At 60.8% G+C, this 15,500-nt stretch carries 15 protein-coding genes; 14 read left to right on the top strand and 1 reads right to left on the bottom strand.

Annotation, left to right across the window (positions count from 1 at the left end; all coding sequences use genetic code 11):
• Position 1 precedes the first annotated feature (1 nt).
• From RBQ93_RS05220 to RBQ93_RS05200, 5 genes are all read left to right on the top strand, one after another.
• A complete protein-coding gene (locus RBQ93_RS05220; RefSeq protein WP_320370978.1) occupies positions 2 to 325 on the top strand; it encodes a DUF134 domain-containing protein in 324 nt (107 codons plus the stop codon).
• Positions 322 to 699, top strand: coding sequence for a NifB/NifX family molybdenum-iron cluster-binding protein (locus tag RBQ93_RS05215; protein WP_320370977.1), 378 nt, complete (start codon positions 322 to 324; stop codon positions 697 to 699). Before RBQ93_RS05220 ends, RBQ93_RS05215 begins: the two co-directional genes overlap by 4 nt.
• Positions 700 to 1,018: 319 nt before the next feature.
• Positions 1,019 to 1,687 (top strand): succinate dehydrogenase cytochrome b subunit, encoded by a 669-nt coding sequence (locus RBQ93_RS05210; protein WP_320370976.1) that lies wholly within the window; start codon positions 1,019 to 1,021, stop codon positions 1,685 to 1,687.
• Positions 1,688 to 1,697: 10 nt separating this feature from the next.
• A complete protein-coding gene (locus tag RBQ93_RS05205; RefSeq protein ID WP_320370975.1) occupies positions 1,698 to 3,614 on the top strand; it encodes a fumarate reductase/succinate dehydrogenase flavoprotein subunit in 1,917 nt (638 codons plus the stop codon).
• A complete protein-coding gene (locus RBQ93_RS05200; protein ID WP_320370974.1) occupies positions 3,614 to 4,369 on the top strand; it encodes a succinate dehydrogenase/fumarate reductase iron-sulfur subunit in 756 nt (251 codons plus the stop codon). Before RBQ93_RS05205 ends, RBQ93_RS05200 begins: the two co-directional genes overlap by 1 nt.
• A 101-nt stretch (positions 4,370 to 4,470) precedes the next feature.
• Here RBQ93_RS05200 and RBQ93_RS05195 read toward each other — a convergent pair whose 3' ends face one another.
• Positions 4,471 to 4,941, bottom strand: coding sequence for a hypothetical protein (locus RBQ93_RS05195; protein WP_320370973.1), 471 nt, complete (start codon positions 4,939 to 4,941; stop codon positions 4,471 to 4,473).
• A gap of 194 nt (positions 4,942 to 5,135) precedes the next feature.
• On the opposite strand from RBQ93_RS05195, the gene asnS reads away from it, so the two are divergent.
• From asnS to RBQ93_RS05150, 9 genes are all read left to right on the top strand, one after another.
• Positions 5,136 to 6,527 (top strand): asparagine--tRNA ligase, encoded by a 1,392-nt coding sequence (asnS, locus tag RBQ93_RS05190; protein ID WP_320370972.1) that lies wholly within the window; start codon positions 5,136 to 5,138, stop codon positions 6,525 to 6,527.
• Positions 6,528 to 6,529: 2 nt separating this feature from the next.
• Positions 6,530 to 6,811 carry a DUF503 domain-containing protein gene (locus RBQ93_RS05185; protein ID WP_320370971.1) on the top strand — a complete coding sequence of 94 codons (282 nt, stop codon included), beginning with the start codon at positions 6,530 to 6,532 and terminating at the stop codon, positions 6,809 to 6,811.
• Between the two features lie 115 nt (positions 6,812 to 6,926).
• Positions 6,927 to 9,296, top strand: coding sequence for an HDIG domain-containing metalloprotein (locus RBQ93_RS05180; protein ID WP_320370970.1), 2,370 nt, complete (start codon positions 6,927 to 6,929; stop codon positions 9,294 to 9,296).
• Positions 9,196 to 9,684, top strand: a complete 489-nt coding sequence (ybeY, locus tag RBQ93_RS05175) for an rRNA maturation RNase YbeY (RefSeq protein ID WP_320370969.1) — start codon at positions 9,196 to 9,198, stop codon at positions 9,682 to 9,684. The genes RBQ93_RS05180 and ybeY overlap by 101 nt, the downstream gene beginning before the upstream one ends.
• Positions 9,668 to 10,534, top strand: coding sequence for a hemolysin family protein (locus tag RBQ93_RS05170; protein ID WP_320370968.1), 867 nt, complete (start codon positions 9,668 to 9,670; stop codon positions 10,532 to 10,534). The genes ybeY and RBQ93_RS05170 overlap by 17 nt, the downstream gene beginning before the upstream one ends.
• Positions 10,531 to 12,105: an apolipoprotein N-acyltransferase gene (gene lnt, locus RBQ93_RS05165; protein ID WP_320370967.1), complete on the top strand. Its 1,575-nt coding sequence runs from the start codon at positions 10,531 to 10,533 to the stop codon at positions 12,103 to 12,105. Before RBQ93_RS05170 ends, lnt begins: the two co-directional genes overlap by 4 nt.
• Before the next feature lie 58 nt (positions 12,106 to 12,163).
• Positions 12,164 to 13,283 (top strand): peptide chain release factor 2 gene (prfB, locus tag RBQ93_RS05160; protein WP_320370966.1). Its coding sequence is split into 2 segments (ribosomal slippage): positions 12,164 to 12,232 and positions 12,234 to 13,283, totalling 1,119 coding nucleotides; the frame shifts between segments, so codons are not numbered across the junction.
• 4 nt (positions 13,284 to 13,287) lie between these two features.
• Positions 13,288 to 14,151, top strand: coding sequence for an NlpC/P60 family protein (locus tag RBQ93_RS05155; RefSeq protein WP_320370965.1), 864 nt, complete (start codon positions 13,288 to 13,290; stop codon positions 14,149 to 14,151).
• 15 nt (positions 14,152 to 14,166) lie between these two features.
• Positions 14,167 to 15,408, top strand: a complete 1,242-nt coding sequence (locus RBQ93_RS05150) for a DUF1015 domain-containing protein (RefSeq protein WP_320370964.1) — start codon at positions 14,167 to 14,169, stop codon at positions 15,406 to 15,408.
• Positions 15,409 to 15,500: the final 92 nt, after the last annotated feature.

The following is a 15,500-nucleotide window of genomic DNA, read 5'->3' as shown; positions in this document are numbered from 1 at the left end:
CATGCCGCGACCACGCAAACCACGCACCTGCGCCTGCCCCCAGCGAGCCGCCTTTGAAGCGGTGTACAAACCGGCCGGCATACCGCTGAAAGAGCTGCAAAAGGTATCGCTGTTCCATGACGAGCTGGAGGCGTTGTATCTTTGCGATGCCGAAGGCAAGACTCAGGAACAGGCCGGCTGCTGCATGGGGGTCTCCCGAGGCACGGTGCAGCGTCTCGTATCGGAGGCCCGTCGCAAGGTTGCCAGCGCCATGGTCCGCCAGCAGGCGCTGGTTATTGCACCAAAAACATCAGATGACGTCCCAGACAAAGGAGAAGACCAATGAAGATCTGTTTCCCGGTAATTGCCGTACAGGGCCTGGAAAGTGTCGTCAACGAGCATTTCGGCTCGTCCCGCCAATTCGTGATAGTAGACAGTGAATCTGGCCAGTTACAGACCATCGACAACCGTGATCTTGCACATCAGCATGGGGCCTGCAACCCGGTGGGCGCCCTTGGCGGCCACGATGTTGACGCCGTTGTCGTCGGCGGCATCGGAGCAGGGGCTGTTGCCCGATTGCAGCAGGCCGGCATCAAGGTCTTCAAGGCCCAGGCCACAACCGTAGGCGAGAACCTGACCCTGCTGGCCAGCGGCAGCTTCAACCAGACCATGACCGCCAGCTGCGGCGGTCACCAGCACGGACACAGCTGCGGCCACTAAACAGACCGCTGCTCCGAGCCCCTGCACAGCGCAACGCACTGCAGGGGCTCGTCGTTTCAATGACGTGACACACCTTTGCAGACCGTATACACAAAATCCTTGAAATTTTCTAAAACGATGTTTACTATGCCTCGAATCATTTCCCCGGAGACACCCAACGCAGATTCAGACCGACCTCCGTCCGAAGCGTACAAGGGGCATCCAATGCAGCATCATCGCAGGGCAGACTGGCGGGGCCCACCGCTAGACGACGCCCCAAGTCAATGAACCGGCATTTCGTGAGGGCTACTCACTCATTACGTACAAAGGAAGGGAGTTTATGGAATTTCTGAGCACATCCATTGGCAGAAAGATCGTGATGGCCGTTACAGGATTCAGCATGGTCCTGTTCGCTATCGTCCATCTGCTCGGCAACAGCTCCATCTTTGCCGGCGCTGGCGGAATCAACGCCTATGCACAGCACCTGCACAGCATGCCGTTGCCGATCATCATGGGGTTTAGGCTGGTACTGCTGGCCATCTTCCTGGTGCATGTCATCTTCGGCATCCAGCTGACCATTGAGAACCGGTCAGCAACGCCGCAGACCTATGCAGTCAAGGCAACCCGCAAGACCACCTTTGCCAGCGAAAACATGATCTGGACCGGTCTGCTGCTGGGCGCCTTCATCATCTACCACCTGCTGCATTTCACCCTGCGGGTCACCCCCGGCCTGACCCTGACCAACGACGCCAGCGGCCATTTCGACGTCTTTGCCATGGTGGCCTCCAGCTTCTCCAGCTTCGCCGGCACCGGCATCTATGCCGCCGCCATGGTGGTGCTGTTCCTGCACCTGTTCCACGGCATCCAGAGCTTCTTCCAGACCATCGGCTGGAGCAACGACTGCACCCAACCGACCATCATCAAGGTCGGCAATCTGGTGGCACTGGTTGTGTTCCTTGGCTTCGTTGCCATTCCGCTGTCCATCTTCTTCGGAATTCTGAAAGGTTAAGGGGGTACACGTGATACTCGATGGTAAATGTCCTACCGGACCCATTCAACAGAGCTGGGACAAGCACTGCTTCGATCTGAAGCTGGTTAACCCCGCCAACAAGCGTAAATACAACATCATCATGGTCGGCACCGGCCTGGCCGGTGGCGCTGCCGCCGCCTCGCTGGGTGAACTGGGCTACAACGTGATGGCCTTCTGCTATCAGGACAGCCCCCGCCGCGCCCACTCCATCGCTGCCCAGGGTGGCATCAACGCCGCCAAGGCCTACCCCAACGACGGCGACTCGATCTACCGCCTGTTCTACGACACCATCAAGGGTGGCGACTTCCGCGCCCGTGAGGCTGACGTATGGCGTCTGGCCCAGGTCTCCAACAACATCATCGACCAGTGCGTGGCCCAGGGCGTACCCTTTGCCCGTGATTACGCCGGCTACCTGGATAACCGCTCCTTCGGCGGCGCCCAGGTCTCCCGTACCTTCTACGCCCGTGGCCAGACCGGCCAGCAGCTGCTGCTGGGCGCCTACTCCGCCCTGTCCCGCCAGATCAAGGCAGGCACCGTCAAGATGTACAACCGCCGCGAGATGCTGGACCTGGTGGTAGTTGACGGCGTGGCCCGCGGCATCACCGTCCGTAACCTGGTGACCGGCGAGATCGAGTGCTACGCAGCCGACGCCGTCTGCCTGGCAACCGGTGGCTACGTGAACGTGTTCTACCTGTCCACCAACGCCATGGGCTGTTCGGTGACCGCGCAGTGGGTCGCTCACAAGAAGGGCGCCTACTTTGCCAACCCCTGCTACACCCAGATCCACCCGACCTGTATTCCCCAGGCCGGCGACTATCAGTCCAAGCTGACCCTGATGTCCGAGTCGCTGCGCAACGACGGCCGCTGCTGGGTACCCAAAAAGAAGGAAGACTGCGGCAAGCACCCCAGTGAGATTGCCGAAGAGGACCGCGATTACTACCTGGAGCGCAAGTACCCCTCCTTCGGTAACCTGGCCCCCCGCGACATCGCCTCCCGTGCTGCCAAAGAGCAGTGCGACGACAGCCGTGGCGTCGGCCCCGGCGGCCGCGGCGTCTACCTGGATTTCTCCTCTGCCATCAACCGCGTGGGCGAGAGCACCATCAAGGAGCGTTACGGCAACCTGTTCGAGATGTACGAGAAGATCACCGACGAGAACGCCTACAAGCGTCCGATGCGGATGTATCCGGCTCCCCACTACTCGATGGGCGGCCTGTGGGTTGACTACAACCTGATGAGCAACATCCCCGGCCTGTTCGTACTGGGCGAGGCCAACTTCTCGGTACACGGCGCTAACCGTCTGGGTGCATCGGCCCTGATGCAGGGTCTGGCTGACGGTTACTTCGTGATCCCCTACACCATCGGCGGCTACCTGGCCGGCGTCAAGCCGTCCGGCACCTCCACCGATGCAGCCGAGTTCAAGAAGTCAATGGAAGACGTCAACGCCAATGCCAACAAGCTGCTGAACGTGAACGGCAAGAAGACCGTCACCGAGTTCATGCGCGAACTGGGCGGCCTGATGTGGGAAAACTGCGGCATGGCCCGCTCCGACGCGTCGCTCAAGGAAAACCTCAAGAAGATCCCCGCCCTGCGCGAGGAGTTCTGGCAGAACGTCAAGGTCACCGGCACCGGCGCCGAATTCAACCAACAGCTGGAGAACGCCGGCCGCACCGCCGACTTCCTTGAGTTTGCCGAGTTGATGTGCCGTGACGCCCTGCACCGTGAAGAGTCCTGCGGTGGCCACTTCCGTGTCGAACACCAGTACGACGACGGCGAGGCCAAGCGTAACGATGCAGACTTCTGTTATGCCGGCGCCTGGGAGTTCAAGGGCCTGAACAACGAACCCGAACTACACAAGGAGCCGCTGAAATTCGAGAACGTCCATCTCGCCGTAAGGAGCTATAAATAATGAGCGATCACAAGACCATGACAATCAACCTCGTCGTGTGGCGCCAGAAGAATGCCAACGACCCGGGCAAATACGAGAACTACACGGTCAACGGGATTACCGAGCACCACTCCTTTCTGGAGATGATGGACGTCCTGAACGAAGACCTGATCAAGACCGGCAAGGACCCGGTGGCCTTCGACCACGACTGCCGAGAGGGCATTTGCGGCATGTGCTCACAGGTGGTCAACGGCATGCCCCACGGCGGCCAGGATCGCACCACGGTCTGTCAGCTGCATATGCGTAAGTTCCACGACGGCGACACCATCTACATCGATCCGTGGCGTGCCAAGGCATTCCCGATCGTGAAGGACCTGGTGGTTGACCGCGAGGCCCTGGACACCATCATCCAGGCCGGCGGCTACACCTCCTGCCACACCGGCGGGGTGCCGGACGGCAACGCCATCCTGATCGCCAAGCCGGTCGCCGACGAGGCTATGGACGCTGCCGAGTGTATCGGCTGCGGCGCCTGCGTGGCCGGCTGCCCCAACAGCGCCGCCATGCTGTTCACCGGCGCTAAGGTGTCCCAGCTGGCAGTACTGCCGCAAGGCAAGACAGAGGCCAAGCAGCGCGTTAAAAGCATGGTCAACGCCATGAAAGAGTGTGGCTTCGGTAACTGTACCAACCACTATGAGTGCCAGGTTTCCTGTCCCAAGGGTATCAACGTCAAGTTCATCGCCCGGATGAACCGCGAGTACCTGAAGGCCCAGTTCTAAACCAGACATCAGACTGTACAACAAAAGGGCGACCCGATTCGGGTCGCCCTTTTTTCATGGCTGCTGCAGATTGAACAGCTGCCCTCTGCAGGGGCGGATACTCAGAGCGGTGAACGCTCGTCGTAGATCTTTTTAAGGTAGGTGTGTGAAACCTGTTTGCGGAACTGCTTTTTGAACTGGACGGCGATCTGCCGCCAGGAGAGCTGCTCATGTTCCCGCAGCTGGATCAGGCTGTCCATGAACCGTTTTTCAAGTGCGTCGCGCAGCTGCTGCTTGCGCGGTTTACGCTGCCGCACCGGACGTTCCGCCATAGGGCCGTCACCGGTCACCGCCCCGCGCTGTTCATCCTCCCATAACGATTTCAACGCCAACAGCAGGGCGACATAATTGGCCTCGCCCCCCTTGCCGGGAATGGCCCTGCCGTCGGCCAGCAGATGTTTGAAGACCGTACGCTGTTGCCAGTGCACATAAACCCGCCGTTCTTCGTCCAGCTGGGCATAGTAGCGGACCAGTTCACGACGTTGCTGACCGGATAGCCCGGAGACCGTAGTGAGGAATCGTTCATCGAGCATCGCTGCCCCCCTGTAAACACAAAATCAGTTTACAGCGATACTACCACAGAGACACAGCACTGCAAGGCTTTATTGGCTTCCAGACAATCGTCAGCCACCATAGCCAACGGCCGTTGCCACACGCTGTTTTCCCTTGCCCAGCCAGGCCAGCTCCCGTATTCTTGTCCGGTCCATACTGCACCATGGAGTCTAACATGTCACATCGAACAAGAATCGCTGAACTGCTGCATCGTCCCGCAGCTGGCGACGACGTCAGCGTCTGCGGCTGGGTCCGCTCTCTGCGCGCCTCCAGCGAGGTGGCCTTCATCATGCTCAACGACGGCTCCAACCTGAACGGCATCCAGCTGGTACTTGAACGCTCACGGCTGGACGATTTTGACGAGCTGTGCCGGCTTGGTACCGGTGCTGCCTTGCGGGCTACCGGCACCCTGGTAGCCTCACCTGCCGCAGGCCAGCAGTATGAGCTGCTGGTGGCCGAGCTGCAGATCGTCGGTGCGGCTGACCCCAGTTTTCCGCTACAAAAAAAACGGCACAGTTTTGAATATCTGCGCAGCATTGCCCACCTGCGGCCCCGCACCAACACCTTCGGAGCGGTCTTCCGGCTGCGTTCCCGGCTGGCCCTGGCAGTGCATCAGTTCTTTCAGGAACGTGGTTTCCTCTACGTCCATACGCCGATCATCACCGCCAGCGACTGTGAAGGGGCCGGCGAACTGTTCCGCGTGACCTGCCTGCCCCCCAATGCCGCCCCGCGCAACGAAGGGGGCGAGATCGACTTCAGCCAGGACTTTTTCGGCCGCAAGACCGGCCTAACGGTCAGTGGACAACTGGAAGGGGAACTGTTCGCCCAGGCATTTAGCGACATCTACACCTTCGGCCCCACCTTCCGGGCAGAAAACTCCAACACTCCACGCCATGCTGCCGAGTTCTGGATGATCGAACCGGAAATGGCCTTCAGCGACCTGGCTGACGACGCTGACCTGGCCGAGGCGTTCGTACGGTTCCTGTGCCGCTTTGCTCTGGAAGACTGCAGCGAAGAGCTGACCTTCTTTGATCAGCACATTGAAACGGGACTGCTGCAACGGATCCGTTCGGTGGCCGAGGCGCAGTTTGCCCGCATGGATTACAGCGAGGCGATCCGCCACCTGGAACGGGCGCCGGTATCCTTCCAGTATCCGGTACAGTGGGGTCTCGACCTGCAGACTGAGCACGAACGCTACCTGACCGAACAGGTGGTGGGCGGGCCGGTCTTTGTGCTTAACTACCCCAAAGAGATCAAGGCCTTTTACATGCGGCTGAACGATGATAACAAGACCGTGGCTGCCATGGACCTGCTGGTTCCCAAGGTGGGCGAGATCATCGGCGGCAGCCAGCGTGAAGAACGGTTGGACTGCCTGCAGACACGAATGCAGGAGTTGGGCATCGCCCAGGAACCGCTCTGGTGGTACCTGGACAGCCGTCGCTGGGGCAGCACCCCCCATGCCGGCTTTGGGCTCGGTTTTGAACGGCTGGTGATGTATCTGTCCGGCATGGAGAACATCCGCGATGTGATCCCCTTCCCGCGCACACCACGCCACGCTGAATTTTAGCGATGTTCATCTTCAGCCTGGAGATCGAGCTTTCACTGCCTGCCCACTCGCTCAAGGAAAAGCGCGGCATGGTCAAGAGTGTGCTGGGCCGGGCCCGCAACCGATTCAATGTGGCCTGTGCCGAGGTTGACCGGCAGGACAACTGCGGGTTGGCGGTGCTGGGCTTTGTGACGGTCAGCCCGGACAAGGTCATCGCACGCAAGGCGCTGGAACGGCTTGAGGATTGGATCTACGAAGGTTGGCCCGATCTGGAGATCACCGCTTCGCAGATCACCGAACTATGACCGTCAAGCTACTTGATTGACAGCCATGCAACCTGCCGGGTATAGTACGATCTTATCCTATGCCAGCTAACCACTTCACTCCATACGGTTTGCACCCGATACCGTAACGGCCACCATGCCCGACCCTTCCGGACATACTCAGGACCATGCCCCCCTGACATACCTGCGCAAGTTGGGCACCAACCTGCTCGATTCGGTGGTCCGTCGTTTTTCAAATCCGGAAACTGCCCGTCGCAACCGGTTCTTTTTGTTGCTCGTAACCTCCCTGGTCTTGACGCTGATCCTGCTGCCGAGCCAACACCTGACCACCGCCCTGTACCAGCCGGGCGAGATTGCCGCCTCGGATATTCGTGCCACACAAGATTACCTGCTGGAAGACAAAGAACTAACCCGCCAGCTACGGGCCAAGGCTGAACAGTCCACACCGCAGGTCTACACCTTCAGCGAGCAGGTGCCCGCGGACCTGCTCAGTGTCATCTCCCGTGCCCTTACCCTGGTGCAGGACACCACTAACCGGCACGACCTGCTGCCGGTCCTTGACGGCCAGCTGAGCGACAGTGAACTGCAGGCACTCCGGCGCGTACGAAACAACAAGGCGCTGCTGGCAGACCTGGAACGCAAACTTACCCCGCTCTACCGCCAGCGGATCGTGCTGGACGCCAAGGTATTTCTGGCTGACGCCCGCCGCGGCATTGAGCTGCGCGATACCCATGGTGTCAGTATTGGCAAGCTCGACTCGGCTCCCGCCTTCCTGGATATCGCCGTTGCCCGCAGATCACTGCTCACCAACAGCCTGTCAGGCGTAGCGTCTACAGCTGATGGCCGGGTGATCCAACAGCTGGTTGCCCGCCTCATGAAGCCTAATCTGTACTTCAACCAGGAGGCCAGCGAAACCCTGAAACAGCACATCCTGGAAGGGGTACGGCCGGTACTGTACAAGGTGCAAAAAGGGGAGATGATCGTTCGGGTCGGGGAACGGGTAAGCCTTGAGCAGGCCCAGAAACTGCAGATGCTCTACCAAGCCAGCCACGGCCGGGTCACGTTTTCCATCGGTCTGGGTGTTTTCGGTCTGGTGGTGCTCCTGTTCTACTTCCCCTATCGCTTTGCCTGCAAAAACATCCGCAAGTTCAACCCCACCAACCGCGATATTCTGGCCATGGCCCTGCTGATCGTGGGCAACCTGCTGCTGTTCAAGCTGGCGCTGCTGGTGTCGGCCAACATCGGCGCCGCCTTTCCGACGGTGGCGGCCGGTTCTTACTACTACCTGTTCCCCTTTGCCGCCGGCGCGATGATGGTCCGTATCCTGCTCAACTCCGAGGTGGCCCTGGTCTATTGCGCCATGATGGCACCGCTGTTGGGCATCCTCTTCAACAGCAACATGTTTGTGATGGTCTATGCGCTGCTGGGCAGTGTGGTCGGCGCCCACGGCGTGCGCCAGTGCCAGGACCGCGGTGTGATTTACACCGCCGGCCTGAAGCTGATGGTGGTCAATCTGGCCATGGGCCTCTGCTTCCAGACCATGAACGGCGCCCTGTTTTCACTGCAGACGCTGTACGTAGCAGCCTTTGCCATGGTGGGCGCCCTGCTCTCATCAATGCTGGTATCGGCCTTTACACCGCTGTTCGAGACCCTGTTCCACTACACCACCAACATTAAGCTGCTGGAGCTGGCCAACCTCAATTCGCCGCTCTTGCGCGACCTGATGGTCAAGGCACCCGGCACCTACCACCACAGCGTGGTGGTGGGTAACCTGGTGGAAGCAGCGGCCGAGGCGATCGGCGCCAATCCCCTATTGGCCCGGGTGGCAGCCTACTACCACGATATCGGCAAGATCGCCAAGCCGCTCTACTTCATCGAAAACATGCAAGGCGGCGAGAACCGTCACGACAAGCTCTCACCCCACATGTCGGCCCTGATCCTGATCTCCCACGTCAAGGAAGGCGAGGCCCTGGCCCGTGAACGGCGACTGGGACAGCCGATTATCGACATCATCCGTCAACACCACGGCACCACTCTGATCAAGTTTTTCTATGAAAAGGCCAAGACCCAGCACGACGGTAGCGGCCCCCAGGTTGATGAACAGGAATTCCGTTATCCCGGTCCCAAACCCCAGACCCGCGAGGCCGGCCTGGTGATGCTGGCTGACGCCGTGGAGGCCGCTTCACGCACCCTGGTCAACCCGACGCCGGACCGGATCCAGGGTATGGTGCAGAAGCTGATCAACCGGATCTTCAGCGACGGCCAACTGGATGAATGCGAACTGACACTCAAAAACCTGCACGAGATTGCCAAGAGCTTCAACCGGATCCTGTGCGCCATCTTCCACCACCGGATCGACTATCCGGAGCCGGTCCACAAAGGGACCAACGGAGGCAAAAAGCCACATGCAGATTCAGGCAAGGAACAGTCAGACAAGGCACAAGGCGCCGCTACGCCAGCTAAAAAAAGTGGCAGCGACGATCTTAAGCGCCTTGGGATGTCCTGACAGCACCGAATTATCGATCTCTATCGTCGGCGACCGGTCGATCCACCGCCTCAACCGGGACTATCTGGGCAAAGACCGGCCCACCAACGTGATCTCGTTTTCGTTGCAGGAGGGTGAGTTCGGCCACCTCTCAGCTGCTCTGGGCGATGTGGTCATCTCGGCTGATACCGCTGCACGGGAAGCAGAGGCCGGCGGCATCAGCCCCTGGGAGCGGATGGTGTTCCTGCTGCTGCACGGCATCCTGCATCTGACCGGTTATGACCATGAACGGAGCGGCGAAGCCGAGGCCCGCCGCATGGAGAAAAAAGAACAGGAACTGTACGCCCTGCTGCAGCATTCGGGGCTGACGACACTGACACAAGGAGAGGGAAGTGGAAGACGGCAGTAGTAGCGGCAGCTCGCGTAAAAACACCGGGCTGTTCCAAGTGGTGGCTCGACTGTTGGGCGGACGGCGCCGGGTAACCGAAGAGGAGATCCAGGACCTGATCGAGGCCGGCGAAGAGGAAGGGATTGTCAACGAGGATGAGAGCGATATGATTCGCGCCATCTTCGCCCTGGATTCAACGGTAGTGCGTGAGATCATGGTTCCCCGCACCGAGATGGCCTGCATCGGCGTCGAATCAACGGTGCGCGAAACCCTGGATGCCATCATCGGCTGCGGCCATTCACGATTGCCGGTCTTTGAGGGCACGGTGGACAACATCATCGGCCTGCTCTACGCCAAGGACCTGCTGAAATGCTGGGGCCGGACTGAAGATGAGATCAGTATCCGCGACCTGCTGCGCCCGCCGTACTTTATTCCCGAAACCAAAAACCTTGAAGAGTTGCTGCAGGAGATCAAGAAAAAAAGGGTCCATCTGGCGATCGTGATCGATGAGTACGGCGGCACCTCCGGCCTGGTGACCATCGAGGACCTGCTGGAACAGATCGTGGGCGATATTCAGGACGAGTACGACATGGAGGAGGAGCTGTTCTCCCGCAACGCCGACGACACGGTCACCGCAGACGGTCGCCTGCCGATCGAGGACCTTGAAGAGCTGTTCAGCCTGACCATTGAGCGTGATAAGTTCGACACGCTGGGCGGCCTGGTATTCCACCTGGCCGGCACCATACCGGCGATAGGCGATGTCATCGAAGGCGACGGCCTGCGCTTCACGGTCCTTGAGGCCGACCAGCGCCGCCTCAAGCGGGTACTGATCGCCCGCAGTGACGATCCGCGGGACCCCGCTGACCAGTGAGCACTTCCAGCCACCTGTCCTGCCTCTTTAAGGGAGGCTGGCGGTCACTGCTGCTGGCGCTTGTGTCCGGCCTGCTGATCGCCCTGTCCTTTCCGCTACCCGGCATCTCACCGCTGGCCTGGGTCGCCCTGATCCCGCTGCTGATCGCGCTGGAGGGCCAATCGCCCGCAGCCGGCTTCCGACTGGGCTTCATCACCGGCTTTACCGCCTACTGCGGGCTGTTGTACTGGGTCACCATTGTGATGACCGACTACGGCAACCTGCCCTGGCTGGTCAGCGTGGCGCTCTGGTGGTGTCTTGCGGCCTGGCTGGCTGCTTTTTACGGCCTGACTGCCTGGGCAGCAGCACTGGGCAAACAACGGGGCTGCAAATGGGTGCTGCTGTTTCCGCTGGCCTGGGTTGGCGCCGATTACCTGCGCAGCATCCTTTTGACCGGCTTCCCCTGGACCATGCTGGGCCACTCACAGTACCGGCTGCTGCCGCTGATCCAGATTGCCGACATGACCGGCGTCTACGGCATCACCGCCCTGGTGGTGCTGGCAAACGTGGTCTTTTACCGCATCCTGCGAGCCCTGACCGGCGCCGACATCCCCTACCCGGCCAAGAGCGCCGTACTGCTGGTACTAGCCCTGGCGGTCACCTTCTGGTACGGCTTCCACCGCCTGAACGTACCACTGCCTGACACCACCCCGCTGCGTGTTGCCCTGATCCAGGGCAATATCGACCAGTCAATCAAATGGTCACCGGCCATACGGCAGGAGACCCTTGCCATCTACCGTTCCCTTTCCCGCCAGGCGCTGAGCCGCGGACCGGTCGACCTGGTGATCTGGCCGGAAAGCGCCGCACCGTTCTTCTTTCAGGAAGGGGGACCAGCCTCTGACCAGATTCGGCAGCTGGCCAAAGAACTGCAGGTGGCGCTGCTGTTCGGCAGTCCTGCCGTTGAGCTGCGGGACGGCAAACCGGCCTACCTGAACAGCGCCTTTCTGCTGGATCATAACGGTAACCTGCTGGGCCGCAGCGACAAGACGCACCTGGTGCCGTTCGGCGAATATGTGCCGCTGGCACGGCTGTTACCGTTCGTCAACAAGCTGGTACACGGCATCGGCGACTTTGTGCCAGGCACCACGATTCGACCGCTCAGCTCGGGCGATGTCCCGCTGGGGGTACTGGTCTGCTACGAGGCGATCTTCCCCGAGTTGGGGCGGGCTCACGTCAACAGCGGCAGCCGGGTGTTGGTCAACATCACCAACGACGCCTGGTTCGGCCGCTCCTCCGCCCCCTGGCAACATCTCTCCATGGCCGCTTTCCGGGCTGTGGAGACCCGCACCCCGCTGGTGCGGGCCGCCAACACCGGCATCACCTCGGTCGTTGATCAGAACGGCCATATCAAGGGGATGTCATCACTCTTCCGCGAGGCGATCATGGTGAGCGAAGTGCAGGCCGGCACCGCCGACGCACCCTACCTGCGGATCGGTGACCTGTTTGCCCAGGGCTGCCTGGGGCTGACCGGCCTGATCCTGCTGGTGCAATGGTGGCGCGCCCGAAGAGGAATCGTGCCACAAAGCCCTTGACGCATCCCCCCTGAACAGACGATAGTAAGCAACGTTTACTTTTCTGCAGGAGCCCCCAATGTACCGCGAAGAAACCGCACTGCTCGACGACCTGTCCGAGCGTATCATCTCTCTGCGGAGGTCACTTTGACCTCGACCGCAAACGGGAAGAGCTGCAGGAACTGGATGCCCGCATAGCAGCCCCCGGATTCTGGGATGACCCTACCGGTTCTCAAGAGGTCTTAAAGACCCGCACCATTCTCGAAAAAATGCTGCACAGCTGGGATTCCCTCAACCGCCAGACAGACGACCTGCGGGTGATGATCGAACTGGGTGAAGAGGCTGCTGACGAAGCCACCTTGGCCGAAGTGCATGAGATGAACCTGCGTCTCAAGCAGGGGGTGGAGGCGGCCGAGTTCCAGCGGATGCTGTCCGGCTCCCACGATCGCAACAGCTGTTTTGTCTCGGTCAACTCCGGCGCCGGCGGCACCGAATCCCAAGACTGGGCCGGTATGCTGCTGCGGATGCTGTTGCGCTACTGCGAGAAAAAAGGCTGGAAGACGGTGATCACCGACTACCAGGACGGTGAAGAGGCCGGCCTCAAATCGGCCACCTTCAGTGTTGCCGGCGAGTTTGCCTATGGCCATCTCAAGGCCGAGGCCGGCGTGCACCGCCTGGTGCGGCTCTCTCCCTTTGACAGCAACAACCGCCGTCACACCTCCTTTGCCTCGGTGTTCGTCTTCCCCGAGATCGAAGAGGAAGAGATCGACATCCGCATCCCTGAATCGGACCTGCGGGTGGACACCTACCGTTCCAGCGGCGCTGGCGGCCAGCATGTCAACACCACCGATTCGGCGGTGCGGATCACCCACCTGCCCACCAACACGGTGGTGGCCTGCCAGTCCGAACGCAGCCAGATCTTGAACCGGGCCACCGCCATGAAGGTACTGCGTGCCAAGCTCTACGAGCGGGAACTGGCCGAGCGAACCAGTAAGGCGGCCGAGATCGCCGGCGAAAAAAAAGAGATCGGCTGGGGCAGCCAGATCCGTTCCTATGTGCTGCACCCCTACAAGATGGTCAAGGATCTGCGGACCGGCGTAGAATCAGGCAATCCGGACGCCGTGCTGGACGGCTCCCTGGACGACTTTGTGATCCCGTTCCTGATGGGTGTGCGGCGGGACGTCAAGGATGAGGAGTAGCACCATGCGCTATCAACAGCGATTAGTCATAACGGCTCTGATTGTGGCCCTGTCCGCTGCCGTCGGCTGCGCCAGCCCAGCCGGCAGCCGCAGCGGCACGGGGTTGACAGCGAGTGGCGTCAAGTACGGCAAGGGGGTCAGCCGCCTGGGTCACAGCATCCAGATGGGGGCCTTCGCCGACGTGAAAAACGCCGAACGGTTCACTGCCAGACTGCAGGCCAAAGGGATCGAAGCCTTTTATTTCCGTAAGGACAACGGCATCTACGCCGTGCGATTCGGCGACTTTGCCAGCAAGGAAAAGGCCCGCGCCGCAGCTCAACGTCTGGTCCGGGACGGCCTGATCAGCGGCTACTACATTGCGCCACCCGATGAGGTGGTCTTCGGATCAGTCCAGCCGTCACGCGGTCCCAGCGACACCCGGCTGCCGTCCTATCAGGCCGTTAAGCCTCCCGAAATCCGAGAACCACGCGCTACCAGATCCTCAGACGAACGGGACATGGGCTTCATCGCCGCCCGTACCGCCGAACGGTTCATCGGCATCCCCTACCAGTGGGGCGGCAACACCGTGGTGGACGGACTGGACTGCAGCGGCTTCGTGCGGGCGGTCTACAACCTGTGCGGCGTCAGCATTCCCCGCACCTCACGCGAGCAATACAAGGCCGGCAGCCCGGTGGCCAGAGACGACCTGAAGGATGGCGACCTGCTGTTCTTTGGCGCTTCTGCATCGTCCATCAACCATGTCGGCATCTATGTCGGCAACGGCACCTTCGTCCACGCCCCCAAGCGGGGTGAGGAGATCAAGACCGCTGCCCTTAACGAATCCTATTTTGAGCGCCGCTTCGTGGGCGCCCGTCGTTATTTCCAGTAAAGCAGGAGCCTGACCATGGCCATTATCAGACCGTTTCACGCCCTTCGCCCACCAATCCACCTGGCGCCGCTGGTTGCCGCGCTGCCCTACGACGTGATGGATGTCGAGGAGGCCCGCAGCATGGCCGGCGCCAACGCCGACTCGTTTCTGCACGTCTCCCGTCCCGAGATCGACCTGCCGGCCTCGGTGGACCCCCACGACGACCAGGTACACCAGCAGGGCAAACGCAACCTGGACGACTTTCTGGCCCGCCGCGTGCTGCTGCAGGACCCGGTAGCCTGCTACTACATCTACCGCCAGCGGATGGGCTCCATTATCCAGACCGGCCTGGTGACCTGCGCCGCTGTGGACGACTACCAGTCCGGCGTGATCAAGAAACATGAGCATACCCGTGCCGACAAGGAAGAGGACCGCATCAAGCATATCGCCACCCTGGATGCCAACGACGAGCCGGTCTTCTACATCTTCCGCAACAACCCTGCCGTGGAAGAGATCCTGGCCAGTGCAGTCAATGAGCCGCCGGAGTATCACTTCACCACCAACGACGGGGTATCCCACAGCCTGTGGGTGGTGGCCGACCCGGCCCTGATCAGCCACCTGACCGGCTTGTTCGCCGAGATTCCCACCCTGTACGTAGCCGACGGCCATCACCGCAGCGCAGCCGCATCACGGGTGCGCGATCTGCGCAAGACGGCCAACCCCAACCACAGCGGCGATGAAGAGTACAACTTCTTCCTGACCGTAATCTTCCCGGAAAGCCAGCTGAACATCATGCCCTATAACCGAGTGGTCAAGGACCTGCAGGGCCGCACGCCTGAGCAGTTCCTGCAGGCCGTCTCCTCCGTCTTTGAGATCAGCCCGGCCGACAGTGCCGTCACCCCCAGCGCCCGGCACAGCTTCGGCATGTACCTGGCCGGACAGTGGTACCGCCTGCAGGCCACCGCCAACCTGGCCGACGAAGGCAACTCCGTGTCCCGGCTGGATGTCTCTATCCTGCAAAACCATCTGCTGCAGCCGCTACTGGGGATCGAAAACCCGCGCACCGACAAGCGGATCAGCTTCGTGGGCGGCATCCGTGGGGTCGCGGAGCTGGAGCGGCTGGTAAACAGTGGCGAATACAGCGTAGCCTTTTCAATGTACCCCACCGGCATCAGCGAGCTGATGGATCTGGCGGACGACGATCAGATCATGCCGCCCAAATCAACCTGGTTTGAGCCGAAGCTGAGGAGCGGTCTGTTCGTCCACCTGCTGTCATGAGAAGCGGTCTTTTTCCGTGATATCTGCGTAAGTCTTCAGTCGTGCTTGTGCGGCGTACTCCCAGGGTACGCCTCCGCGCACTCCTTCGACAG

Source organism: Trichlorobacter sp. (assembly GCF_034008105.1).
Taxonomy (GTDB): Bacteria; Desulfobacterota; Desulfuromonadia; order Geobacterales; family Pseudopelobacteraceae; genus Trichlorobacter.
The sequence above is the reverse complement of the archived record's forward strand: the minus strand, read 5'-3'. Positions and strand labels throughout refer to the sequence as shown.